Genomic DNA, 22,764 nt, shown 5'->3' with positions numbered 1-22,764 from the left:
GGGGTTGGCCGCATGACGGCCGGTACTGTTAAAAAAAGCATCCGGCGCGCCGAAATGCAAGAACGAGATCGTTTACATGTTAAACAACTCACAGGTTGCCACGGCGGGGAAAGCGGTGGCCGCTCCGCGCCCGCTGGCTTATGCTGTGGCATCGCGCCCCGCAACGCCGTCAAGGAGACCTCATGTCCGTCAGCCACATCATCGCCAACCGCCAGACCTGGTTCGGCCACGGCAGCATCCAACAGCTGCCGCCGCTGCTGCTGGCCGATCCGCAGCCGACGCTGCTGTTCAGCTGCCGCTCTTTTCTCAACGGCCCGGTGTACGCCGGCCTGCGCGAGTCGCTGACGCCGCTGTTCATCGGCACTGAGATCGTCAGCCACGAGGCGTCGCCGCAGGAAATAGACGCCTGGGTGGCGCGCTGGCGCGGCCAGGTGCGGCGCGTGGTGGCCATCGGCGGCGGCAGCGTGCTGGACGCCGCCAAGGCGTTCTCCGCGCTGGTGGAGCACCCGCTGCCGACGCTGCGCTATATGGAAAAGGTGGGCGACAGTAAAATCAGCGGCGCCACCCTGCCGCTGATCGCCATTCCTACCACCGCCGGCACCGGCAGCGAGGTGACGCAGAACGCGGTGATCACCGACACCCAGGTCAGCAAAGTGAAGGCCTCGCTGCGCCATAACAACTTCGTGCCGCATACCGCCATTCTCGATCCGCAGTTGCTGGCGGGCGCCCCGGACAAGGTGCTGGCCTACTGCGCCATCGACGCCTTCACCCACCTGTTCGAGGCCTATCTGTCGAAAACCGCCGGTGCCATGACGCGCGACATGTCGTTAAGCGGCATCCGCCACTTCCTTTCGGCCTGGCCGGCGCTCAACCGCAGCAACGCGGCGCGCGAAGCGATTATGCAAGCTTCGTACCTCGGGGGGCTGACGCTGAGCGCCGCCGGGCTGGGGGTCATTCACGGCATCGCCGGCGAGATCGGCGCACTGCGCGACTACCATCACGGCCAGGTCTGCGGCCGCCTGCTGCTGCCGTTCCTCGCCCTGCTGGAAAGCAGCGAACAGCCGCAGCAGCGCGCGCTGATGGCCGAGCTGGCCGCGTGCTTGTATCCGCACTGGCAGGGCAGCCCGGAGAGCTACCTGACCGATTTCATCACCCGTCACGCCATCGCGCCGTTCTGGCAGGACGATTTGCCGATTTCCGGCCAGGAATTGGCGGTGGCGCTGGAGAAATCCAACAGCAAGAATTCCTGGATCGACTATGCGCCGGCGCAGCGGCAACGGATGATCGAAGAGGCGTTTCGCGTCGAATGATTATATAATCAGATCAACGCACTAGCAGGAGTTAAGGAAATGGGCATCATCGGCTGGATCTTCGCCGGCATCGCGGTCGGCATCCTGGTCGGCGCGCTGATCAGAATCTTCGGCAAGAAGAAAGAGCAGTAAGCGTCACGCTGTTCCGTGGGCCGCCAGCAGGCACTCATGGAACAGCTTCACCACCCGCTGCGGTACCGGCGAGCGGCGCAGCACGCAGGAGTATTCGCAGTGATAGCGGAACAGCGCCGGTTTGATCGCCCGCATCAGGTTCTGCGCCACAAAAAACGCCGCGTAGTGATCGGGCAAAAAGCCGACGTATTTGCCGGACAGAATTAACGTCGCTATCGATTCCTGCGCAAATCCCGTCGCCTTGCGATGCAAATGTTGCTGCAGGCTCAGTTCCATATTCGGCGAATGATAGCCTAATCCGGCGAAGGCATAATTGTGCAGCAGATCCCAATTTAATGTTTCATGACGGGCGGAAAATAATTCATGCTGCGCGCCGCAATATAAGAACATCCTCTCACTGAATAACGAATGATAAGATAAACTTTCTGCGCTGCGGTGCATGGGAATAACCCCAACCTGAAATTGCCCGTCAATAACGCCGCGTTCAATGGTATTAATCGGCTCCACATACATTTGCAAAGAAACCTCCGGCGCGCGCTCGCTGAATAACGCGATGGCCCGGCCGATCTGCGCCTGCGGATTACTGACCGTATGGTCGAATATCGCCACGTGCAGCTGCCCGCCCATGCGCTGATGCACCTCGTCCACCCCGCGCCGGAAGGCCTCGGTGGCCGCCAGCAGGTTGACCGTTTCCTGGTAGATCAACAGCCCCTCGTCGGTGACCGCAAAGCCCTCGCGCCCGCGCTGGCACAGCGTCAAGCCCAGCCGCTGCTCCAGATCCTTGATGTGCTTGCTGATGGTCGACAGGCTGATGTTCAGCTCCAGTTCGGCGGCGCTCATGCCGCCACAGTCGACCACGGCCTTGAATACCCGCAGCAAACGCAGATCCATATCCGACAATTGCCCTAACAACGCGCGCTTTTTTACTTGCATAAAACCTTAAGTAAGTTTCGACATATGATTATTCACAGTAGAGAACAAGCGGTACATAGTCAATTTCGCACAACAATTCGTTAACAACTCGTTTTATTTAATTAATCGCACTTATTTTCCTGTCCGGAGGAAAACATGGCCGCTGAAAATTACCCGCTGAATCGTCTCGATGCCGAAGGATTAGAGGCCCATTGGATGCCTTTTACCGGCAACCGCAATTTTAAAGCGCAGCCGCGCATCATTACTCAGGCCGCAGGGGCGTATTACACCAGCCACGACGGCAGAAAGATTTTCGATGGCCTGTCCGGATTGTGGTGCTGCGGATTGGGGCACGGCCGGCAGGAAATCACCGCCGCCGCCCAGCGCCAACTGGCGACGCTGGATTACTCGCCGGCGTTTCAGTTCGGCCATCCGCTGTCGTTCGAACTGGCCAACAAGATCAAGGCACTGACGCCGGCAGGGCTGGATTACGTGTTCTTCACCGGCTCCGGCTCGGAAGCGGCGGACACCTCGCTGAAAATGGCACGCGCTTACTGGCGCGCCAAGGGCCAAGCGGGCAAAACCTGCTTTATCGGCCGGGAAAAGGGCTACCACGGCGTTAACTTCGGCGGCATCTCGGTCGGCGGCATCGCCGGCAACCGCAAGGCGTTCGGCGCCGGCGCCGAGGCGGATCACCTGCCGCACACCCTGCTGGCCGGCAACGCCTTTTCGCGCGGCATGCCGCAACAGGGGGCGGAGCTGGCGGATGAGCTCAGCCGCATCATCGCGCTGCGCGACGCCTCGACGATCGCCGCGGTGATCGTCGAACCTTTCTCCGGTTCCGCCGGGGTGATCGTGCCGCCGGTCGGCTACCTGCAGCGCCTGCGCGAGATCTGTACCCAACATGACATTCTGCTGATCTTCGACGAAGTGATCACCGCCTTCGGCCGCTGCGGCGCGATGACCGGCGCCGAGGCGTTCGGCGTCACGCCGGACATCATGAACATCGCCAAACAGGTGACCAACGGCGCGCAGCCGATGGGCGCGGTGGTGGTGCGGCCGGAGATCTACCGCACCTTCATGGACAGCGGCGAACCGGACTACCAGCTCGAATTCCCGCACGGCTACACCTACTCCGCCCATCCGGTCAGCTGCGCGGTCGCGCTGGCGACGCTGGACATCCTGCAGCGCGAACAGATGGTGGAGCGCGTGCAGGCGCTGGCGCCCTATTTCGAGCGCGCGGTGCATAGTCTGCAGGGGGCCAAACACGTCGCCGACATTCGCAATATCGGCCTGGCGGCCGGCATCACGCTGGCGGCGCGGCCCGGCGAACCGGCGCGGCGCCCCTTCGAGGCGGCGATGCGCTGCTGGGAAAGCGGATTTTACGTGCGCTACGGCGGCGACACTCTGCAGCTGGCGCCGCCGTTCATCAGCAGCGAAGCGCAGATCGACGCGTTGATCAACGCCGTGGGCGACGCCCTCAACGCCACCGAATAAGGAGAGAACCATGACCATTACCCATTGGATCAACGGCGAGCCCGCCGCCGGCGGCGAACGCAGCCAGCCGGTTTACGACCCGGCCACCGGCCAATCGGCGCAGGAGGTGCAGCTGGCCGACCGCGCCACGGTGGAGCGCGCCATCGCCGCCGCCGAACAGGCCTATCCCGCCTGGCGCGACACCCCGCCGCTGAAACGCGCGCGCATCATGATGAAGCTCAAGGATCTGCTGGAGCAGCACGCCGACGCCGTCTGCCAGTTGATCACCGCCGAGCACGGCAAGGTGCTCAGCGACGCCCTGGGCGAACTGCAGCGCGGCATCGAGAATATCGAATACGCCAGCTATGTGCCGGAGCTGCTGAAGGGTGAACACAGCAAAGAGGCGGGGCCGGGCATCGACAGCTGGAGCGAGTTTCAACCGTTGGGGGTGGTGGCGGGCATCACGCCGTTCAACTTCCCGGCGATGGTGCCGCTGTGGATGTGGCCGATGGCGGTGGCATGCGGCAACACCTTCGTGCTGAAGCCGTCCGAGCGCGTGCCCTCCGCCGCGCTGTATATCGCGCGGCTGGCAGCGGAGGCCGGGCTGCCGCCGGGGGTGCTCAACGTGGTCAACGGCGATCGCGAAGCGGTGGAGACGCTGCTGCATGACGGGCGCGTCAAAGCGATCAGCTTCGTCGGTTCGACGCCGGTGGCGGAACACATTTATCACACCGGCTGCGCGCAGAACAAACGGGTACAGGCGCTGGGCGGTGCCAAGAACCACGCGGTGGTGCTGCCGGACGCCGATATCCCCGGCGCGGTCGGCGCGCTGATGGGCGCAGCCTTCGGCTCGTGCGGCCAGCGCTGCATGGCCATTCCGCTGGTAGTGGCGGTGGGTGAAGGCACCGCCGAGGCGCTGGTCGCCGGGCTGCGGCAACAGATGGCCGCCATGCGCGTCGGCCCCGGCAGCGATAATCGCAACGACATGGGGCCGCTGGTGACCCGGCAGCATTATCAGAAGGTGAAAGGCTATATCGATCAGGGCGTGGCCGAAGGCGCCGAGCTGCTGGTGGATGGCCGCGAGCTGAGCGTGACGGACGCCGACGGCCGCCCCAGCCAGGGGTACTTCCTCGGCCCGACGCTGTTCGACCGCGTGACGCCCGGCATGCGCATCTATCAGGAGGAGATTTTCGGCCCGGTGCTCGGCGTGGTGCGCGCGGCTTCGCTGCAGGAGGCGATGGCCTTGATCGACGCCCACGAATACGGCAACGGCACCTGCCTGTTCACCCGCGACGGCGAAGCGGCGCGCTACTTCTCCAGCCGCATTCAGGTCGGCATGGTGGGGATCAACGTGGCGCTGCCGGTGCCGGTGGCCTACCACTCGTTCGGCGGCTGGAAGCGCTCGCTGTTCGGCGATCTGCACGCCTACGGCCCGGACGCGGTCAGGTTCTACACCAAACGCAAGACCGTGACCCAGCGCTGGCCGGCTTCCGGCGACGCCCGGCGCGCCAGCTTCAGCTTCCCGTCGGGGCAGGGGTAACACATAAGAACAATAAACTTCCGGGGAGCAAAGCTCCCCGGCATTTCGCGCGCTCCATTTGATTCCTGCGTACAGCCTGTGCAGCAAAACAATAACTCACTCACACGTTAATGGAGTCGTTAACCATGCAAGAGTCCGCCCCTGAACACACCTTCAAAGGCAATCTCAGCGTCCTCGACGTGGTGATGATCACCGCGTCCGGCGTGACGCCGGCCAGTTCGATCTTCGTCATCGCCCCGCTGGCGATCGCCAGCGCCGGCAGTGGCGCCTTTCTGTCGTTCCTGATCGCCGCCTGCGTCGCCGCCACCATCGCGCTGTGCTATGCCGAGCTCGGCGCCGCACACCCCAGCGCCGGCGGCGAATACAGCATCATCAAACGCCTGTTCGGCACCCTGTGCGGGCTGCAGACCTACCTGTTTATCCTCAGCGCCTCGCTGTTCGTGCCGGCGGTGCTGGCCACCGGCGCGGTGCCCTACCTGAACACCGCGCTGGGCACCCAATTCGACGCCTCGACCGCCGGCATGCTCACCGTGCTGGTCGGCGGCATCTGCGCCATTTTCAACATCAAGGCCAACGCCCTGCTGACCGGCGCTTTCCTGGTGGTGGAAGTAGCGGTGCTGGCGCTGATCGCCTGGCTCGGCTTCAGCCACCCGCATCAGAGCACGGAGATCCTCACCGCGCCGGTGATGCTGGATGCGCATGGCAGCCTGGCGCCGGTGTCGCTGCCGCTGATCGTCGCGATGGTCGGGGTCGCGCTGTTCTCCTACAACGGCTACGGCGCGGCGGTGTACATGGCGGAGGACATGCGCGAACAGGGCAGACCGATGGCGATGGCGATCATGCTGACGCTGGTCATCGTGGTGCTGGTGGAACTGGTGCCGTTCACCGCCCTGCTGATCGGCTCGCCGTCGCTGACGGAGATGGCCAAACAGGCCGACCCGGTCGGCTATGTGGTCACCCAGCTCGGCGGCCCGACGCTGGCGCGGATAGTGAGTGGCGCGATTTACTTGTCGGTGTTCAACGCCATCATCGCCATCGTGGCGCAATTCAGCCGCATGATGTTCGCCAGCGGGCGCGACGGTTTCTGGCTGCCGGCGTTCAACCGGGCGCTGAAAATCATCCATCCGCGCTTCGGTACACCCTGGATCGCCACCCTGCTGTTCGGCGTGCCGTCGGCGCTGCTGGCGTTTTGCTCCGATCTCGAATCGCTGACCTCCTTCACCGTGATCCTGCTGCTGCTGGTGTACATCATCATGGCGATCGCGGCGCTGATCAGCCGCCGCCGCCGCCACTTCCACCATCCTTACCTGATGCCGCTGTGGCCGCTGCCGGTACTGGCGGCGCTGCTGTGCTGCCTGTACGTGCTGTGGACGATTTTGATCGCCAGCAGCCTGAAAGACTTTATTATCATTGCCGGCATCGTCGGCTTCGGGCTGGCGCTGAACCATCTGCGCGGCCGCCAGACGGCGCCCCTCGCCGCCCCCTCAATAGAAGGAGAATAACCATGACGCAGCGCGCTCAGGATCTGGGCATCACCATCGGCCAGGGCACGCCCGGCCCGCTGAACGCCATCACCGACGTGCCCGGCGTGCGCGTCGGCCATGCCAGCATTCATGCCGATTTGGCGGACGGGCGCAGCGTGCGCACCGGCGTGACGGTGATCGAACCGCGCCCCGGCTCCGCCCGCCACGCGCCCTGCTTCGCCGGCGTGCACGTGTTGAACGGCAACGGCGACGCCACCGGCCTGGAATGGGTACGCGAAGCGGGCCTGCTGACCAGCCCGATCGCCTTCACCAACACCCACAGCGTGGGCGTGGTGCGCGATGCGCTGATCGCGCTGGAACGCGAAACGCTGCCCGCGGGCGACCACGCGGTGTACTGGAATATGCCGGTGGTGATGGAAACCTTCGATGGCCTGCTCAACGACATCAACGGCTTTCACGTCAAGGCCGAGCACGTGCGCCAGGCGCAGCAGGCGGCCCGGGGCGGCTTGCCGCAGGAAGGCGCGGTCGGCGGCGGCAGCGGCATGATCTGCCATGAATTCAAAGGCGGCAGCGGCACCGCGTCGCGCCGCCTGCCCGCCGATCAGGGCGGCTGGACGGTGGGCGCCATCGTGCAGGCCAACCACGGCAAGCGCGAGTCGCTGCTGGTGGGCGGTTACCCGGTGGGCCGCCATCTGGGGCATATCCCCTCGCCGTTCACGCCGCAGCTGCCGCATCCCGGCATGGGCTCCATCGTCGTGGCGCTGGCGACCGACGCGCCGCTGTTGCCGCACCAGTGCGCGCGCCTGGCGCAGCGCGCCAGCATCGGCATCGCCCGCACCGGCGGCGGCACCGAAGATTCGAGCGGCGATATCTTTATCGCCTTCGCCACCGGAAACGACGGCTTGCCGCCCGCCGACTACGCCAATAAAGGCGCTTTCACCACGCCGCTGCGCATGGTGAACAACGACTATATTTCGGCGCTGTTCGCCGCGGCGGCGGAAGCGGTAGAGGAAGCGATCGTCAATGCGCTGCTGGCGGCCAATAGCGTCAGCGGCAACGGCCATCGGGCGGAAGGGCTGAGCGCCGAACAGCTGGTGACGGCGCTGGAGAAGGCCGGCTGGCGGCGATAAAAAAACGGGGCGCGGGGATTAACCGCGCCCTGCTTATCAGGATTCGCCGCCCGGCTTGGGCGTCGGGTAATCGTAATCCAGCTTCAACGGCTCGGCGTAGACGCTGTTCCACAGCTGTTGATACAGCTGGTCCAACCGCCCGCTCATCGTCGCATTGTGCAACACCAGCTCCAGATTGCGCGAGTTGTCCAGATAGCCGCCGGTCCAGTTGCTGGTGCCCACCCAGGCAATCTCATCGTCGATGGTCATCAGCTTGCTGTGGATCACCCGGGCAAACGGAATGAAACCGCTGCTGGCCGGGGGAATGGTCACCACTTTGATCTGCACGTTCGGCACCAGCGCCAGGCTCTTGAGCCAGGCGATGTCCGGCTTTTTGGTGTTCCAGTTGGCCACCATCAGCTCGATCTGCACCCCGCGCGCCGCCGCGCCGCGCAACGCGTTGTCGATCACCGCATAAAAGGGACGACTGCGCTCCGGACCGAAAGACAGCGGCGCGTAATCCATCACCTGCACCCGCACCCGCCGCTTGGCGCCGGCCAGCAGGCGCGGCAGCTCAGCCTGCGAGTCGATCACCCCTGCCGGGTTGTAGGCGCGCGGGCTGGCCACCAGATAGTCGCCCTGCGGGGGCGCGGTCGGCGGCGCATCGGGCAGCGCCGGCACCGGTTTATCCTGCGCCAGCAGCGCCTGCGCCTGCCAGTCCTGTTCGAAGATCGCCTGAATTTGCCCCACCACCTTGGCGTCGCTGATACGCAGCCCGGTTTCGTGAATATGCTCCAGCGCGCGCCAGTCGAAGTTCTGGCTGCCGACAAACGCCTGTTCGCCGTCCACCAGCAGATACTTGGCGTGCAGGATGCCGCCACTCAGCTTCTGGTAAGGAATGATGCGCAGCTCCAGATTGGGGATCGCCTTCAGCTGTTCCAGCGTCTCGGCGGTGGAGTTGCGGATGCCTTTCTCCTCCATCAGGAAACGGATTTTCACCCCGCGCTCACCGGCCGCCTTCAGGCGCTGCAGCACGCCGTCCAGCAAGGAGCCGTCCTGATTCGCCACGTAAAACTGCCCCAGATCGATGCGGGTTTTCGCCGCGTCGAACATCTCGCGCCACACCTCGGCGGTGTTGCGCAGGTCGTCGGCCTGCAGCGCAGTTTCTACCGGTGCGGTATACACCAGCTCATAACCGGGAATCGCAAAACGCGCCGCAGCGCTCTGGCTCAACATCAACAAACAACCGCCCCACAATGCCGTATAAAGGCGGCCGAACGGCCGCCGTGTTGGATGGCCATTAGGCATAGCGCGGCGCCCCGCTGTCAACCCATTGTTCACCGCTGCCGCTCTCCGGGCGGCTGGCCGGTTGACCGGCGCGGATCAGCAGCACCTTCAGCAGCTCGTTGATGCGCTCCATGCGGCTCTGCAGGAAGTTGTTGGCCACCAGGCACAGCAGCGCGATGGCGATACCGAGACCTGTGGCGTACAGCGCGGTGCCCATCCCGGCCGACACCAGGCTCGGCTCGGAGACGCCCGAGGCGGCCAGCGCCTTGAAGGTTTCGATGATCCCCATCACCGTGCCCAGCAGCCCCAGCAACGGCGCGGCGGTGACCACGGTTTCCAGCAGCCACAGGCCGCGCGCCATCGGCGGCTTGCTCAGCAGATACTGGGCGTCGATCAGATCGCCGATCGCCTCGCGATCGCCGGCGCGGTGTTTCTGCGCCAGCACCGGCGCGATCACCGCCATCGGCAGGCTGTTGCGCTGGGTCAGCTCGTCCGGCAGATCGGCCGCGCGGCGCACGTCCGGCGTCAGCGCCTGCTCCAGCCGGCGCGCCTGGCGCTGGGTATAGGCGAAGTACAGCGTGCGTTCGATGATGATCACCAGCGCGATCGCCAGCGCGGCGTACATCACGTAGAAAATAATGTCGTGCAACAGATTGGCGTCCATACAGGGCTCCTCTGCCCCGCCGCCCGGCAGGCGGCAGGGCGTTCAGTTAAAAGGTGGCTTCCAGCGAGACGCTGAAGGTGCGTTCTTCGCCGACGTTGTAATACGGGGTGCTGGCCTTCACGCCGCCGTAAGGCGCCGCGTTGAAGGTGGTGGTGCGCACCGAGGTCAGGTATTCCTTGTCAAACAGGTTGCTGATGCCAAAGCGCAGCGCGGCGCTTTTGACGATTTTTTTGTCCACCGGCAGATGCACCCCCGCCGCCAGATCGAACACCGTGCGGCCGCCGATCTTCTCGTCGTTGGTCAAGTCGCCGTAGAACGCGCTGACGTACTTGCCGCTGACGCTGCCGTAATACAGCCCGTCGTCATAACCCAGCGTCATGTTGAGCAGGTTTTTCGGCACGTTCGGCACCTCTTTGCCGGAGGTCGGCAGCGGCAGCCCGCCGTTGCTGACGATGTCGCTCTTCTGCTTCGATTGGGTATAGGTATAAGAGGTGTAGTAGTTGAAGTTATGCGGCAGCTGGCCGCTCCACTCCAGCTCCAGCCCTTTGTTCTCCACGTTGCCGATGTTCATCATCTCGTAGTCGCCCGACGAGTTGGTGGTGGAGATCTGGCGATCGCTGTAGCGCATGTAGAACAGCGTGGCACTCAGCAGCATGTCTTCCTGTTGGAAACGCCAGCCCAGCTCGTGGTTCCAGCTCAGCTCCGGCTTGGTGCTGAGCGAATCGCCGACGTTGTACAGCACGTAGTTCGGTGGCGTGCGCATGTTGCGCGTCAGGTTATAGAACACCTGGTTTTCCTGGTTCACCTTATAGCTGGCACTGAAGTTCGGCAGGAATTCATGATAGGTGGCTTTGCGCTTCTCCGGCACGTTGTACAGGCTACCGCGGTTGTCCCCTTTACGCTCCACGTACTGATAGGCCAGGCCGCCGACGAAGGTCCAGTCCGGCGTGGCGAACCAGGTGTCCTGCAGCCACACCTTCTGCGCCGGGGTGATGGTGTACTGGTTGCGCCCCTGCACGGTATTGCCGTTGGCGTCTTTCACCTGATCGGAACCGCCCGGCTGCCCCCAAATCTGCGACGGGTTGCCGTCGCCCTTGATGCTGATGAACGGCTGGGTCTGCAGCTGACGCGCGCGTTCATACCAGTAGCCGATATCCAGGCTGTGCTGATCGTTAATGTCCCATTTCAGTTTGGTGGTGATGCCCGGTCGCCAGGTCTGGGTCCACGACGGGCGGTAATAGGTGTTGGACTTCAGATTGCTGAGATCGTACTGCCCGGCCTTGCTAGAGGTGTTGGACAGCACCGACGCCGTCTGGCCGGTGAAGCTGCCGCCGTTGCCCCAGTAGTAATACGGCTGCAGGGTCAGCGACAGGTTGTCGCGCAGCTGCAGCTTCTGGGTGAACGACAGCGTAAAGTTCTCGAACGGGTTGCGTTCAATCTTGTAGTACTTGTTCAACTGCCCTTTGCTGTTGTATTCCGGCGTGGTGGCGTAGTCGGTGTCACGGCCGTCGTTTTGGAACTGCGCCTTGCTCAGGGTGTTGTAGTTGGTGTTGTTCTGGCGGTTGTACTTCATCACCAGATTGCTGCTGTTGCCGTTGCCGTCTTCGTACAGCGAATTCATCTCGAACTTGTCGGAGTACAGCCGGCCCTCGCCGCGCCATTTCTTCGCCTCGGTATGCGAATAGGAGAGCCAGTTGCTGAAGCCGTTGTACTCGCCGGTATCCAGGCGGGCGAAGGTTTTGCTCAGGCTGTTGCTGCCCAGCGTCTGCTTGAGAAAACCGCCGAAGTCTTTCGCCGGGCGGCGCGTCACCAGGCCGATATTGCCGCCGCTGGAGCCGATGTGCGGGCCGTCCGCTTCGGAGGAGCCCTGGGTAACGAACACCTCCTCCAGGTTTTCCGCGTCGCCCAGCAGGTTCGGGTACACCGCGTAGTTGCCGGAGTCGTTGATTGGAATGCCGTCCATCGACAGACCGATCTGATCCGAGTTCATGCCACGCATGGTGTAGTCCACGCCGCTCAGGCCGCTGGCGTCGTTGCTGTTGACGTTCAGACCCGGCGTGAATTTCAGCTTATCGATGGCGTTGGCCGCCGACGGCATTTTGTCCATCGCTTCTTTGGTGACGGTGGAGCGCGCCTTGGCGCTGTCGTCCTGCACCATCATGCCGCCGCCGAGCGACTGCCCCTTGACGCTGATGGTGCCGACATCGGTGGCGTCGGCCGCCAGCGCGGCGCCCGGCAGCATCGCCGACATCACCGCCAGATAGATCCCAGAACGATTGAAAGATTTCATGGTGTGCATCCCTTAAAAATCAAACGATTAACTCTTGCGCTAAGGCGCCTGATAATTGAACGTCGCGGTAAATCTTTTGGTTGTTTGCCCGGCGAACGCGTCGCTCGGGAATGGCTTCACTGAACTGATGCTTTGCAGGCTGCTCATCGCCGCGCGGTTCAGCAGCATGCTGGCGGCCTTGTTGGCGATGCCGGAAGAGAGCACCCGCCCGCTGCGATCGACCTCCAGCCACACCTCGACGTTGCCCTGCGGGCGCTCGAGCGAGGCCTGACGGCCGGTCGGGTAGCGCTTGCGCTGTTCCAGCTCGCGGCGCAAGGCCAGCAGATAGCCGTTTTCAATCGCCTGCGCGTTCACCTTCGGCGCCGCAGGGGCGGCCGGCGCGGGCTGCGCCGCCGGTTTGCTGACCAGCGCGCGCGGCGCGGCTGGCGCCGGCGTCGGTTTAGGCTTTTCCACCGGTTTGGCTTTCTCTTTTACCGGTTTCGGTTTGGGTTTCGGCTGCGGTTTCGGCACCGGCTTGGCTTCCACGATCGGTTCCGGCGCCGGCACCACCGGCTCGGGAATCGGCTCCGGCTCGGGCGGCGGCGGTTCAGGCTGGGGCTCCGGCGGCGTTTCCGGTTGAGGTTCAGGCGCCGGTTCAGGCTCCACCAGCGCCAGTTCGATGGCGGTTTCGTCGTAGCGCGGCTGGATCTTCAGCGCCGCCTGCTGGCTGGCGAACAGCAGGCAACCGGCGACAATCAGCGCCGGCAACCAGCTGAAAAGATGACGTGAGCGATAGAGCAGATACATGTCACAGCTTCCGTGTCGCGATGGAGACGGAGAAGAAACCGCCCTGGCGCAGGTTGTCCATGACCGCCACCAGCCGCTCGACCGCCACGCCTTTATCGCTGTTGACGATGATGGTGGTGGTCTGGTTGGCCTGCTGCTGTTGCTTGAGCGTGTTGACCAACGCGTCGAGCGCGATCGGCTGGCCATCCAGCTGCAGCTGCTCATCAGCCCCCAGCGTAATGATCGCCTTCTTCTGCGGTTTCAGCTGCTGCGCACTGCCGGCGGACGGCAGCTGCGTTTTCAACCCGAGCGCCGGAATGACGTTCAGGCTGATCAAGACGAAAAACACCAACAAGAACATCATCACGTCGATCATCGGGATCAGTTCGATGTGCGCTTTATTCTTTTTCGGTTCGTTCCAGTTACGCATGACACTCCCTCCCAAAAGCGAAGCAGCCAATATAGGAGGGCTTTGTTTACCTTTTGTTACGCTTGTGTGATCTTATTTTCACAGTGTGGATTTTTTGCGAGAATTTTTTCAATGGCAGGAGATAACGGAAGAGATATAACTTATTAATTAGTTATAGTTTTTAATGGAATAATCACAATACGGACGTACTCCCTGACCGGTAGCAGAGCCTGAAATGTGAAAATAGTGACAGCCACAGCGGGCTGCGCGGCAAAGGCGGAAAAAAGCCCCCCTTAGAGAAATCGCCTCAGCCCATCCACAATAAGGCATGATGAGTTTTCCAGCGGCGTTTCCAGTGATATCGCCCTTTTTAACCAAGAATATTCTCAATATCTGTCATAAAAATATCGACAGAAAATAAATGTTCGCATATATAACCAAACAATATTCCTCATTGGATATATTATTGCCAACAGATTATAAGCTGTTATATTTTTAAAGTGGAGTAGCGCCACAGCGTTATTCTCGGTGTTAATTAAACCCACTAAGTCACCCTTTTATTTATAAGGAATGTATATGAAAGTACTTAGTCAATATGAAGAGCAGTACGTCAGCGGTGGCGATCTGAACGCGGCCTGGGATGGGTTGCTGGATGGCGCGATGACCGGCGCGCTGATTGCAGGCAAATCCGCAGGTGCAGGCGGCTTCATTGCCGGCGCCGTCGGCCAATTGGTCGGCACTATCATCGGCGGCGTTGCAGGCGGCGTGGGGCTGGGTCTTTATGGTCTGACGCATACGCAGCAGGAAGTGGCCGACTACGCTAAACATTTCCGCGAAACTATCGGCTCCACCTCGACCTCGGTCGGCGGCAGCCTGTAAGCATTAATAAATAGTCACCCTTGCGGTGGCTATTTATTTTATTGCCACCCTTGCCCTACGTCGCCCGCTGAACGCTTTGTCACGATCGCATCCCGATATTCTTTCAAACCTGAAATTATCGCGTCGGTATTCAATTGCGAAACCATCCACGGGCTGAAACCGAAAGGCGTTAATTTTACCGCCGCCATTAAATGGTTGAGCTCGACCCACGCATAATCCGCCACTTCATCCGGATTAGCATAGAGAGCGCCTTTACTATGCGCGGCAAATACCGGGCAGACCTCATTCTCCATCACGCCGGACGCGTCGGTCGCCTGATAACTGAAGGCGTCGCTCAGCAACGTTATCTGCTCGGCTTCCGTGCCCAACTCAACCTGGGCACGGCGCATCACCGCCTGCTCCAGCGCTTCTTGCGGCAAAGGGTGGCCGCAAAAGGAATTGGTCCAGACTCCCGGCCAGGCGGTTTTGCTCAAGGCGCGTCTTGTGACCAGCACGTTGCCCTCTGGGGTGAACAGATAGCAGGAAAAGGCCAAATGCAGCGGCGTATGGCGCGTGTGGACCTGGTTTTTGGGCATCGTCCCGCAAGGCTGCCAGGCGGCATCAAGCAAAACGACGTCTTCATTTTTCATCATTGCCATATCCATGTACAGGCGGGCCTTTCCCCGCCTGCGGTTTCATTTTGTCAAAAGAGGAGGAATGGTCGGCACTTCCGGCGCATTATCGATATCCTGCTGAATCATACGAAACTCGGGCGGATAATGCTCCCGTTCCGTTCTGCGAGCGGGTTCGGTACTCCGCCAGGTATAAAGGCAGTGTTGACACTGGTATACCGTCCACACGCCCTTGACCGGAGAATGCGCCATGGCATCTATCTGTTTATCGGCACAACGAGGACAAATCATAGGAGCTCCTTAAGGACGGTTAGCCAACATGGCGGTTAATTTATCCACCCACAGGGCGGTTTCGGGTAAATCCTTGACCGGCTGGCTGTAGTGGCCACGCGTATCCGGAGCCACCGGCGTTGTCGCATCGATGATTAATTTGTCCGTGATCCCCGCCGGGCTGGAGCCGGGATCCAGCTCGAGCACCGACATGTTCGGCAACTGCACCAGATCGCCGGCCGGGTTGACCTTGGCGGACAGCGCCCACATAACCTGCGGCAGGTTGAAGGGATCGACATCCTCATCGACCATGATCACCATTTTCACATAGCCCAGCCCATGCGGCGTGGTCATGGCCCGCATTCCCACCGCGCGCGCGAAACCGCCGTAACGCTTTTTGGTGGAGATGATGACGAGCAACCCGTGGGTATACATCGCATTGACCGCCTGCACTTCCGGAAACTCGGCTTTCAACTGCTGATACAGCGGCACGCAGGTAGCCGGCCCCATCAGATAGTCGATTTCTGTCCAGGGCATGCCCAGATAAAGGGATTCAAAAATTGGGCGTGTTCGATAAGAAACCTTATCGATACGCACCACCGTCATGTTGCGGCCGCCGGAATAATGGCCCGTAAACTCGCCGAACGGGCCTTCAATCTCGCGCTTGCGGCCCTCAATCACCCCTTCGATGATCACTTCGGAACCCCACGGCACATCAAAGCCGGTCAAAGGAGCCGTTGCTATCGGATACGGGCTTTCGCGCAGGGCGCCGGCCATCTCATACTCCGACTGATCGTATTTCAGCGGCGTCGCCCCCATCAGCGTAATGATCGGGTCATTACCCAACGTAATGGCAATAGGCAAATCTTCACCGCGCTCTTCCGCTTTATGCAGATGCAGCGCGATGTCGTGCATCGGTACCGGTTGCAGACCCAGCTTGCGCTTGCCCTTCACCTCCATACGATAGATGCCGACGTTTTGCTTGCCGAAGTGGGTCGGATCTTCAGGATCACGGGAAACGACACAGGCTTTATCCAGGTAGAATCCACCGTCGCCGTCGTTTAGGCGAAACAGCGGCAGGATATCAAACAGATTAATCTCCTCGCCGTTGACCTCATTCTCGGCCCAGGGCGGATTATCGCGGCGTTCCGCAGAGACAGGGAAATGATCCCAGCGGCGAATATACTCATCGATTTGCTGTTTCACCGGCGTGGTCGGCGGAAGCTCCAGGGCTATGGCGTGATTCTGCCATGACCCAAGGGTATTCATGACCACATGCGCATGTTCAAAGCCTTTAATGTTCCTGAATGCAATGGCGGGGGCGCCTTCACCGATTCTGCCGGTGGCGTTGGCCGCCGCGGCAATATCCGGTTCCGCCTGAACTTCCTCGGTGATATCGAGTAATTGTCCGGCCTTATCCAGCGCCGCTAAATAACTTCGCAGATCGTCATAAGCCATATTTAATCCTCCTCGGTGTCAGTGGTTTTTTGGCCATTCTTTTTTAATCCGGCCCAGCGCGTTGCCCGGCCGTAATCAATGCCAAATTGATCCAGAACCCGTGCGACAATATGATCGGTGACGTCATCGATATGAGTAGGATGGTTATAATAAGCGGGCATTGGCGGCACCAATGACACTCCTAATTTCGAGAGCGCGAGCATATTTTCCAAGTGAATGGTGCTCAGTGGCGTTTCTCTGGGAACCAGCACCAATTTCCGCCCTTCTTTGATAATCACATCCGCCGCTCGGCCAATAAGACCCTCGGCATAACCAGCTCGAATACCCGCCAACGTTTTCATGCTGCAGGGAATAATGATCATGCCGTCCGTATGAAAAGAACCTGAAGATATCGTGGCGGCCTGATCGGCAGAACTGTGTGTCACATCAGCCATCGCCATCACTTCATGCACGGTGAAGTTTGTTTCGAGTTCAATGGTCGTTTTGGCCCACTTACTCAAGATCAAATGCGTCTCTATCCCCTCGATGGCCTTCAGCGCCTGAAGCAGCGCCGTGCCTAGCGGCGCCCCGGTCGCCCCCGTCATCGCGATCACCAGTCTCATGCAACACTTCACAAAGTTCGTATACGAACGATATGTCAAATCTAGTCCCGAGATGGCGATAAAACAAGTGGGCGAGATGTAACCGTTCGTAAGCGAACGACCTATCAAGGCAAGTATCTCTTACCGGCCGGTTTTGTTATATTGATATTATTACTCGCTTTTTTCTCGCTGGGATAAACGTATGAACAGAACGCTGGCCAATACTTTTTTCCATCTCATCCGTGAGCTGCTTCAGGATCATAGTGCTCAATGGCAAAAATCGCTTCCTGAACTCAGCAAACAGCAATATTCCATTCTGGCCACCGTTTCAGAAACTCCGGGCATTGAACAAGTCGAATTAATGGAAGCGGCGATCAGCAGTAAAGCCGCGCTGGCCGAATTGCTCAGCCGCATGGAAGGGAAAGGTCTGTTAAAACGGGAAGCCGGCGAGCATGATAAGCGCCGCCGATTTATTTACCTGACGCCTGCAGGGCAGGCGCTGTTCGAATCCAGCCGCCCCATTGCCGACGCGATTGATAATAGATATCTCGAACGGGTCAATAAAGACCAACATGAATCGGCGCTTTTCGTTTTAAAGACGATGATAGGGAAGCAATAAATTCGCCGCGCCAACAGCGTGCGGCTGAAAGCATAAAAAAAGACGCCCGCGGGCGTCTTTTTTATCTCGTTCACTGCAGCCTGAGGGCGATCAGTTCACTTTCACCGGCATGCCGGAACGGGCCTTGATCGCCGCGTCCACTTCGCTCTGATTGACGCCGGCGTCCATCAGCACTTTGCCGACCGGGGCGGAGATAGTCAGCGGCACCGGATCTTTGGATTGCAGCTGCTCTTCGTTGGCCGACAGCGGGTTGTGCACTTCCACGTAGCGCGAGCCGTCCGGTTCCACGGTGGCTTTCATCGGTTCGTTGATGAACTGCACGCGGGTGCCGACCGGCACGTTCTGGAACAGGTACTTGATATCGTCGGCGCGCAGGCGCACGCAGCCGTGGCTCACGCGCAGGCCGATGCCGAAGTTGGCGTTGGTGCCGTGAATGGCGTACAGACGGCCGACATACAGCGCGTACAGCCCCATCGGGTTATCCGGGCCTGCCGGGAACACCGCCGGCAGGATTTCGCCTTCTGCCGCATATTCGGCGCGCATTTTGGCGGTCGGCGTCCAGGTCGGGCCATCTTTCTTGCGCTGAACGGTGGTGGTCCAGTTCAGCGGGGTGTCTTTACCAAGCTGGCCGATGCCGATCGGCAGCACCACCACGGTGTTGGAGCCTTTCGGGTAGTAGTACAGACGCATCTCGGCGCTGTTGATGATGATGCCGTCACGCGGCGCGTCCGGCAGGATCAGCTGCTGTGGGATGGTCAGGGTGCTGCCGGCCTTCGGCAGGAACGGATCCACGCCCGGGTTGGCTTCCAGCATGTTGCTCAGCCCCATCTGATACTGGGCGGCGAAGCTTTCCAGCGGCAGTTTGCTGTCTTCCGGTACGGTGATTTGGATATTCTCGCCCACCAAGCGGCTGTCTTTAGGCGGCAGCGGGTAAACGACGGCGAAGGCAGCCTGGCTGAATGCAACCAGTGCCGTAAACAGGGTTAATAACGCGCGAATGCTCATTTTCATCTTCGTGTTGGTCAAGGCCACTGGCGATTATGGGTATCGGTTTCTACGGCCACCTTGCCCCGATGAATTTCAGCCGGCAGCCAAGCGCGCTGCGGCCTGAAAGACCAGGGGGGATTTGACCGGATGCGCATTATATGTGCACATCAATCAAAGTGTGAACCATTACCGATGTAATATCGCAATTTTTTGTAACCTGACGCGCCACGAAGGCGATTTTCTGCGAGAACCGCCGCCTAACTGGCGGCGGCCAGCACCTCCACCCGCCGGATCGGGATCAGATACTCACAGCGGATCGCCGCGCCGCCGAGCGGGCTGCTGCCCTCCTGCGCCGGGTAGAAACGCTCGATATCCTGCCCTGGCCGGCGAATGGCATTCATCTGCGGCATCGCGGTGTCATAAAGCCGGACGATAAAGTTTTGTAACCCTTCGACCTGCCCCTGATAGGTAAAGCGAGCGTACTCCCCCTGTTCGATGAGCACCCGCTCCCCCACAGCCCCTTCGTCCGGCAACGCGGCGGTGTAGGCCATGCGCGGATTGCCGCGCCGCTGCCTGTCGATCTCCAGGCTGGTGAGGCCATACATCACCTCCGGCAGCGCCTGCGGCCGCAGCAGTTGCCGCCAGGCGTGGCGGCGCAGCTCGCACTTGGAGGCCGCCAGCTGCCCCAGCGTGCAGTGGCGGCGTTGAGTGTGCCCCACCAGCTGCATCGCGGGCAGCGTCACGATTTCCGCCTGCGGCAACGGCGCTTCGGTCAGCCGCAGCGGCGGCTGCAGGCCATAGCTCGACCAATCCTGACTGCGGCGATAGCTGGCCGGCGGCAGGCCGAACTGCTTGCGAAAACAACGGGTGAAGGTCTGCTGCGAATCGAACTGGTAAGTATCGGCGATGCAGGCCACGCTGGTGCCGGTCAGGCGCAATTCGCGCGCGGCGGCGGTCAACCTTCTGCGGCGCGCATAGGTGCCAAGGATATGGCCGGTTTGCTGTTTGAACATCCGCTGCAAATGCCACTTCGAGTAGCCGGAGCGGGCGGCGATATCGTCCAGCGTCAGCGGCTGATCCAGGCTCTGCTCGATCCAGGCCAGCAGTTGTTCAATCACCTGTTGCTGATGCATGGTATTCCCCTTATTTGATCAATAACGTCTGCGCCAGCACCCGGCCAGCGGCTTCGTCGGCGGCCACCAGCACCGGATAGCCCCAAAACTTGGCGCCATATTCGGCGAACTCTTCCGCCGCCGTGCGTTTGGCGTCGTCCGGCTCCAGCATGATCATGCCTTTCACCCATAGCTTCAGCGCCTCGCGGTTATCACGTTTCCACAGCGCCACCTGAGTGCGGGCATCGCGATCGTGCCCCTCTTCTTCTTCATCGCCGACGCTGCGGTCGGTCATCAGGACGAACGGCTCGGCGCGCGCCAGCAGCGCGCTGAATTCGGCCAAATCGGCCTGGGTATCGCGCCCGCTGCGGCGCATCCACACCAGCGGAAAATCGGCGGTATCCAATGACATAATCAGTTTCCTCACGAAAGGGTTTAGCACTGGCGCTTACTTTATCGGCAGCGGCGCTAGACCACATTGCGCAATCAGGACATAATACTTTTCAATTCCGCCAAATTGAGAATTGTTCTCATGAAAGTACAGATCCCCCGCCACTGTTTGGATATCGATCAGGTGCCGCGCCCGCTGTTTGCCTTGCAAGGTTCCACCCTCGAGCAGGACTGGGAAGTCGAGCCGCACCGCCATCAGAAGGCGCAGCTGATCTACACGGTACGCGGCATGATCCGCTGCGAAGTGGAAAACGGGCTGTGGCTGGTGCCGCCGCAGTGCGCGCTGTGGATGCCGGGCAACGTGTTGCACAACGCCCAGGGCGCCGGCTCCACCGAGGCCTACTGCCTGTTCGTCGATCAACATGCCGCCGCCGGCCTGCCGCAAAACTGCTGCACGCTGTCGGTCTCGCCGCTGCTGCGCGAGCTGCTGCTGCAGGCCAGCACCTTCGAGCCGCTCTACGACGAACAGGGCGCCGAGGGGCGCCTGACGGCGGTATTGCTGGACCAGCTGGCGGCCGCGCCGATCGAGAACCTGCATCTGCCGGTGTCCGACGACGCGCGCATCCGGCAGTTGACCGAAGGCATGCTGAGCAGCCCGGCGGACAAATCCACCCTCGGGCAGTGGGCGCAGCGCATCGGCATGAGCGAGCGCTCCCTCAGCCGCACCTTGCAACAGCAGATGGGCATGAGCTTCGGCCACTGGCGGCGCCAGCTGCACGTGATGCTGGCGCTGCAGCGCTTGACGCAGGGCGAGAGCGTACAGACGGTGGCGCTGGATTTGGGCTACGAGAGCGCCAGCGGCTTCGTCACCATGTTCAGAAAGGCGGTGGGCAAACCGCCGGCGCGCTACCTGGCGGAGCGCAACGCCTCTGGAGAAACCCTGGGCGGCGCGATAACCATGTGAAAAAGCCGGCGCAGGCGCCGGCTTGGAGCAGGTGAAAATCAGAAGTCGTAGAACACCGTAATCCAGGTGGAGTCCGGCTCATTGTCGCTGCTGTTGGCCAAGGTGCGCTCCACATACACCGATAGACCGTAACCGATGGTGGTGCCCGCGCCGAGGTAAACGTGGTTGGCGTGATACGCCTCGTCACCCTTCAGCCGCAGCGAGTCCGCCGCCACGTAAGGCTGGATCGATTTGAGAAACGGCTTGTCGATATTGAAGGTGTAACCGACGAAGCCTTCCAGCCCGTAGCCGTCGCCGGCGAAGAAATGCGACAGCGTGCGCTGGCGGGTGCTCGGCACATAGTCTTTGTAGTAGCTGGCGGTGCCGACGATATACCAGTTGTTCGGCTGCCAGGTTAACGCGGTGCCGGACAGCTGCTGGTGATAATCTTTTTCGCTGTACAGATTATCTTTGATCTTCGCATCGGTATAACTGTAGGCGGCGCTGAAGGTGAAGTCTTTCGTCACCTTATAATCGAAGCCCAGCCCGCCGCCGCCCTTGCGGCGATAAATCAGGTTATCCGCGGTGTGCAGATCGTCTTCCGGCAATAAATAGTTGGCGTACAGCGTCACCGGCCCAAAATCATTGGTGTACTTGATGCTGTTTTTCGGTTTATTGCCGCCGTCGTAGTCGCCGGAAATACCGATGCCGGTGCCGCCCGCATGACCATCGTTATCCCAGACGTCGCTTTTGATGCCGACCACGGAATAATAGATGCCGTATTGATGGCCGTAGGTCAGGGTGCCGTAACGATCGTCTTTAAAACCGGCGTACAGCTGGCGCTGATAGTCGCGCTTGCCGTCTTCGTTATAGTGCCCGTCCCAGCTGAGCGCGTGCGCCAGATCGACACCCCACTCGTAATAGCCGATGATCGAGGTGTCCTGCGTCAGCGCATAGTCGCCGCTGAAGCGAAAACGCGTGCCGCCGTCGTGGCCGTTTTTGTCATAGCCCGGCTCCGGGCCGTTATTGAAGATCCACTCGGGGCGAATGCTGCCGCCCACCTTTAAACTGAGCGGCGCCAGCAACACATTGCTCTGCGGGTTTTTATCCAGAATGGTGATCTCGGCCTGCGCGCCGGCGGAAATCGCCGACAGCAAGACGCCGCCAATGACGATTGGCGTTGTGGTTTTTCTCATTATTACCCCTGCCCTAAAAAGAATTATTTTTATAAATACGGTGGTCTTAAGCCACGCCAAAATAATTACCCGATGTGAACAGCGCACGCAAGATATAAAAATTCACGCCATAACCTGCCATTATTTCAGGTTGGATTTAATTTCAGCAAAAACGTGTTCACCTGTAACATGGAGAAAAACAATGTAATAACTGCAGCACGAAATAAACCAATCCGCACGTTTCATCCAAAATAACCCAGCGTGATTATCTGGGAATAATGATAGCAAATAACAAATAAATATTATTGCCGCAGGTAAACCGTCACGCGAGGGAATTAATTAAAGGCGGGAAATAACGACG

General features: G+C 60.6%; 21 protein-coding genes and 1 pseudogene. 8 read left to right on the top strand and 14 right to left on the bottom strand.

Features of this window, described 5'->3' with window-relative positions; genetic code table 11:
- Positions 1-182 precede the first annotated feature (182 nt).
- Entirely contained in the window at positions 183-1,310 is a 1,128-nt protein-coding gene (locus ATE40_RS23515) for an iron-containing alcohol dehydrogenase (RefSeq protein ID WP_063918095.1), read from the top strand.
- A gap of 135 nt (positions 1,311-1,445) precedes the next feature.
- On the opposite strand, the gene ATE40_RS23510 is transcribed toward ATE40_RS23515, so the two are convergent.
- On the bottom strand, positions 1,446-2,375 hold the full coding sequence (locus ATE40_RS23510) for a LysR family transcriptional regulator (protein ID WP_063918094.1): 930 nt from the start codon (positions 2,373-2,375) through the stop codon (positions 1,446-1,448).
- A gap of 135 nt (positions 2,376-2,510) precedes the next feature.
- On the opposite strand from ATE40_RS23510, the gene aptA reads away from it, so the two are divergent.
- From aptA to ATE40_RS23490, 4 genes are all read left to right on the top strand, one after another.
- Positions 2,511-3,851, top strand: coding sequence for an omega-aminotransferase AptA (gene aptA, locus ATE40_RS23505; protein WP_063918093.1), 1,341 nt, complete (start codon positions 2,511-2,513; stop codon positions 3,849-3,851).
- Positions 3,852-3,861: 10 nt separating this feature from the next.
- Positions 3,862-5,370, top strand: coding sequence for a CoA-acylating methylmalonate-semialdehyde dehydrogenase (locus ATE40_RS23500; protein WP_019454935.1), 1,509 nt, complete (start codon positions 3,862-3,864; stop codon positions 5,368-5,370).
- Positions 5,371-5,495: 125 nt separating this feature from the next.
- Positions 5,496-6,872, top strand: a complete 1,377-nt coding sequence (locus ATE40_RS23495) for an APC family permease (protein ID WP_063918092.1) — start codon at positions 5,496-5,498, stop codon at positions 6,870-6,872.
- 2 nt (positions 6,873-6,874) lie between these two features.
- Positions 6,875-7,984: a DmpA family aminopeptidase gene (locus ATE40_RS23490; RefSeq protein ID WP_063918091.1), complete on the top strand. Its 1,110-nt coding sequence runs from the start codon at positions 6,875-6,877 to the stop codon at positions 7,982-7,984.
- Positions 7,985-8,020: 36 nt separating this feature from the next.
- Here ATE40_RS23490 and ATE40_RS23485 read toward each other — a convergent pair whose 3' ends face one another.
- Genes ATE40_RS23485 through ATE40_RS23465 form a run of 5 tightly spaced genes read right to left on the bottom strand, consistent with a single transcriptional unit; the run spans position 8,021 to position 13,399 of the window.
- The gene (locus ATE40_RS23485; RefSeq protein WP_063918090.1) at positions 8,021-9,271 is read right to left on the bottom strand and encodes a phospholipase D-like domain-containing protein; all 1,251 of its coding nucleotides are present in this window, start codon (positions 9,269-9,271) and stop codon (positions 8,021-8,023) included.
- A complete protein-coding gene (locus tag ATE40_RS23480; protein WP_019454931.1) occupies positions 9,264-9,914 on the bottom strand; it encodes a MotA/TolQ/ExbB proton channel family protein in 651 nt (216 codons plus the stop codon). The genes ATE40_RS23485 and ATE40_RS23480 overlap by 8 nt, the downstream gene beginning before the upstream one ends.
- Before the next feature lie 46 nt (positions 9,915-9,960).
- Positions 9,961-12,204, bottom strand: coding sequence for a TonB-dependent receptor family protein (locus ATE40_RS23475; RefSeq protein ID WP_019454930.1), 2,244 nt, complete (start codon positions 12,202-12,204; stop codon positions 9,961-9,963).
- 39 nt (positions 12,205-12,243) lie between these two features.
- Positions 12,244-12,990, bottom strand: a complete 747-nt coding sequence (locus ATE40_RS23470; protein ID WP_019454929.1) for an energy transducer TonB — start codon at positions 12,988-12,990, stop codon at positions 12,244-12,246.
- Between the two features lies 1 nt (position 12,991).
- Entirely contained in the window at positions 12,992-13,399 is a 408-nt protein-coding gene (locus ATE40_RS23465) for an ExbD/TolR family protein (RefSeq protein ID WP_004933244.1), read from the bottom strand.
- Between the two features lie 555 nt (positions 13,400-13,954).
- Between ATE40_RS23465 and ATE40_RS23460 the strand changes: the two genes are divergently transcribed.
- Positions 13,955-14,257: a DUF5862 family protein gene (locus tag ATE40_RS23460; RefSeq protein WP_004933246.1), complete on the top strand. Its 303-nt coding sequence runs from the start codon at positions 13,955-13,957 to the stop codon at positions 14,255-14,257.
- Positions 14,258-14,295: 38 nt separating this feature from the next.
- Here the strand turns inward: ATE40_RS23460 and idi are convergent, their stop codons facing one another.
- The 4 genes from idi to ATE40_RS23445 are packed head-to-tail and all read right to left on the bottom strand — an operon-like array spanning position 14,296 to position 17,198.
- Positions 14,296-14,889, bottom strand: coding sequence for an isopentenyl-diphosphate Delta-isomerase (gene idi, locus ATE40_RS23455; RefSeq protein ID WP_063918089.1), 594 nt, complete (start codon positions 14,887-14,889; stop codon positions 14,296-14,298).
- A gap of 42 nt (positions 14,890-14,931) precedes the next feature.
- On the bottom strand, positions 14,932-15,159 hold the full coding sequence (locus ATE40_RS24455) for a non-oxidative hydroxyarylic acid decarboxylases subunit D (protein WP_071532813.1): 228 nt from the start codon (positions 15,157-15,159) through the stop codon (positions 14,932-14,934).
- Positions 15,160-15,168: 9 nt separating this feature from the next.
- A complete protein-coding gene (locus ATE40_RS23450) occupies positions 15,169-16,596 on the bottom strand; it encodes a non-oxidative hydroxyarylic acid decarboxylases subunit C (RefSeq protein WP_019453256.1) in 1,428 nt (475 codons plus the stop codon).
- Positions 16,597-16,598: 2 nt separating this feature from the next.
- Positions 16,599-17,198, bottom strand: coding sequence for a non-oxidative hydroxyarylic acid decarboxylases subunit B (locus tag ATE40_RS23445; RefSeq protein WP_025159604.1), 600 nt, complete (start codon positions 17,196-17,198; stop codon positions 16,599-16,601).
- Between the two features lie 181 nt (positions 17,199-17,379).
- Here ATE40_RS23445 and ATE40_RS23440 point away from each other — a divergent pair, with 181 nt between their 5' ends.
- Complete coding sequence (locus ATE40_RS23440; RefSeq protein ID WP_019453258.1) at positions 17,380-17,796, top strand: MarR family winged helix-turn-helix transcriptional regulator; 417 nt, start codon at positions 17,380-17,382, stop codon at positions 17,794-17,796.
- 93 nt (positions 17,797-17,889) lie between these two features.
- Here the strand turns inward: ATE40_RS23440 and ATE40_RS23435 are convergent.
- The 3 genes and pseudogenes from ATE40_RS23435 to ATE40_RS23425 all read right to left on the bottom strand — a co-directional run.
- Positions 17,890-18,807, bottom strand: a pseudogene (locus ATE40_RS23435) (L,D-transpeptidase family protein); the annotation flags it as partial.
- Positions 18,808-19,040: 233 nt separating this feature from the next.
- Positions 19,041-19,916, bottom strand: a complete 876-nt coding sequence (locus ATE40_RS23430; protein WP_019453260.1) for a helix-turn-helix domain-containing protein — start codon at positions 19,914-19,916, stop codon at positions 19,041-19,043.
- Between the two features lie 10 nt (positions 19,917-19,926).
- Complete coding sequence (locus ATE40_RS23425) at positions 19,927-20,307, bottom strand: hypothetical protein (protein WP_019453261.1); 381 nt, start codon at positions 20,305-20,307, stop codon at positions 19,927-19,929.
- Positions 20,308-20,427: 120 nt separating this feature from the next.
- On the opposite strand from ATE40_RS23425, the gene ATE40_RS23420 reads away from it, so the two are divergent.
- Positions 20,428-21,249, top strand: coding sequence for an AraC family transcriptional regulator (locus ATE40_RS23420; RefSeq protein ID WP_019453262.1), 822 nt, complete (start codon positions 20,428-20,430; stop codon positions 21,247-21,249).
- A gap of 38 nt (positions 21,250-21,287) precedes the next feature.
- Here ATE40_RS23420 and ATE40_RS23415 read toward each other — a convergent pair whose 3' ends face one another.
- Positions 21,288-22,424: a porin gene (locus tag ATE40_RS23415; RefSeq protein ID WP_025159602.1), complete on the bottom strand. Its 1,137-nt coding sequence runs from the start codon at positions 22,422-22,424 to the stop codon at positions 21,288-21,290.
- Positions 22,425-22,764: the final 340 nt, after the last annotated feature.

The organism is Serratia surfactantfaciens (assembly GCF_001642805.2).
GTDB lineage: Bacteria > Pseudomonadota > Gammaproteobacteria > Enterobacterales > Enterobacteriaceae > Serratia > Serratia surfactantfaciens.
This window is presented reverse-complemented; position numbering and strand designations above follow the sequence as displayed.

What these genes read in the sequence shown, in the direction of transcription:
- ATE40_RS23515 (WP_063918095.1), top strand. Translation starts at nt 183, where the DNA reads ATGTCCGTCAGCCACATCATCGCCAACCGCCAGACCTGGTTCGGCCAC.
- ATE40_RS23510 (WP_063918094.1), bottom strand. Translation starts at nt 2,375, where the DNA reads ATGCAAGTAAAAAAGCGCGCGTTGTTAGGGCAATTGTCGGATATGGAT.
- aptA (WP_063918093.1), top strand. Translation starts at nt 2,511, where the DNA reads ATGGCCGCTGAAAATTACCCGCTGAATCGTCTCGATGCCGAAGGATTA.
- ATE40_RS23500 (WP_019454935.1), top strand. Translation starts at nt 3,862, where the DNA reads ATGACCATTACCCATTGGATCAACGGCGAGCCCGCCGCCGGCGGCGAA.
- ATE40_RS23495 (WP_063918092.1), top strand. Translation starts at nt 5,496, where the DNA reads ATGCAAGAGTCCGCCCCTGAACACACCTTCAAAGGCAATCTCAGCGTC.
- ATE40_RS23490 (WP_063918091.1), top strand. Translation starts at nt 6,875, where the DNA reads ATGACGCAGCGCGCTCAGGATCTGGGCATCACCATCGGCCAGGGCACG.
- ATE40_RS23485 (WP_063918090.1), bottom strand. Translation starts at nt 9,271, where the DNA reads ATGCCTAATGGCCATCCAACACGGCGGCCGTTCGGCCGCCTTTATACG.
- ATE40_RS23480 (WP_019454931.1), bottom strand. Translation starts at nt 9,914, where the DNA reads ATGGACGCCAATCTGTTGCACGACATTATTTTCTACGTGATGTACGCC.
- ATE40_RS23475 (WP_019454930.1), bottom strand. Translation starts at nt 12,204, where the DNA reads ATGAAATCTTTCAATCGTTCTGGGATCTATCTGGCGGTGATGTCGGCG.
- ATE40_RS23470 (WP_019454929.1), bottom strand. Translation starts at nt 12,990, where the DNA reads ATGTATCTGCTCTATCGCTCACGTCATCTTTTCAGCTGGTTGCCGGCG.
- ATE40_RS23465 (WP_004933244.1), bottom strand. Translation starts at nt 13,399, where the DNA reads ATGCGTAACTGGAACGAACCGAAAAAGAATAAAGCGCACATCGAACTG.
- ATE40_RS23460 (WP_004933246.1), top strand. Translation starts at nt 13,955, where the DNA reads ATGAAAGTACTTAGTCAATATGAAGAGCAGTACGTCAGCGGTGGCGAT.
- idi (WP_063918089.1), bottom strand. Translation starts at nt 14,889, where the DNA reads ATGATGAAAAATGAAGACGTCGTTTTGCTTGATGCCGCCTGGCAGCCT.
- ATE40_RS24455 (WP_071532813.1), bottom strand. Translation starts at nt 15,159, where the DNA reads ATGATTTGTCCTCGTTGTGCCGATAAACAGATAGATGCCATGGCGCAT.
- ATE40_RS23450 (WP_019453256.1), bottom strand. Translation starts at nt 16,596, where the DNA reads ATGGCTTATGACGATCTGCGAAGTTATTTAGCGGCGCTGGATAAGGCC.
- ATE40_RS23445 (WP_025159604.1), bottom strand. Translation starts at nt 17,198, where the DNA reads ATGAGACTGGTGATCGCGATGACGGGGGCGACCGGGGCGCCGCTAGGC.
- ATE40_RS23440 (WP_019453258.1), top strand. Translation starts at nt 17,380, where the DNA reads ATGAACAGAACGCTGGCCAATACTTTTTTCCATCTCATCCGTGAGCTG.
- ATE40_RS23430 (WP_019453260.1), bottom strand. Translation starts at nt 19,916, where the DNA reads ATGCATCAGCAACAGGTGATTGAACAACTGCTGGCCTGGATCGAGCAG.
- ATE40_RS23425 (WP_019453261.1), bottom strand. Translation starts at nt 20,307, where the DNA reads ATGTCATTGGATACCGCCGATTTTCCGCTGGTGTGGATGCGCCGCAGC.
- ATE40_RS23420 (WP_019453262.1), top strand. Translation starts at nt 20,428, where the DNA reads ATGAAAGTACAGATCCCCCGCCACTGTTTGGATATCGATCAGGTGCCG.
- ATE40_RS23415 (WP_025159602.1), bottom strand. Translation starts at nt 22,424, where the DNA reads ATGAGAAAAACCACAACGCCAATCGTCATTGGCGGCGTCTTGCTGTCG.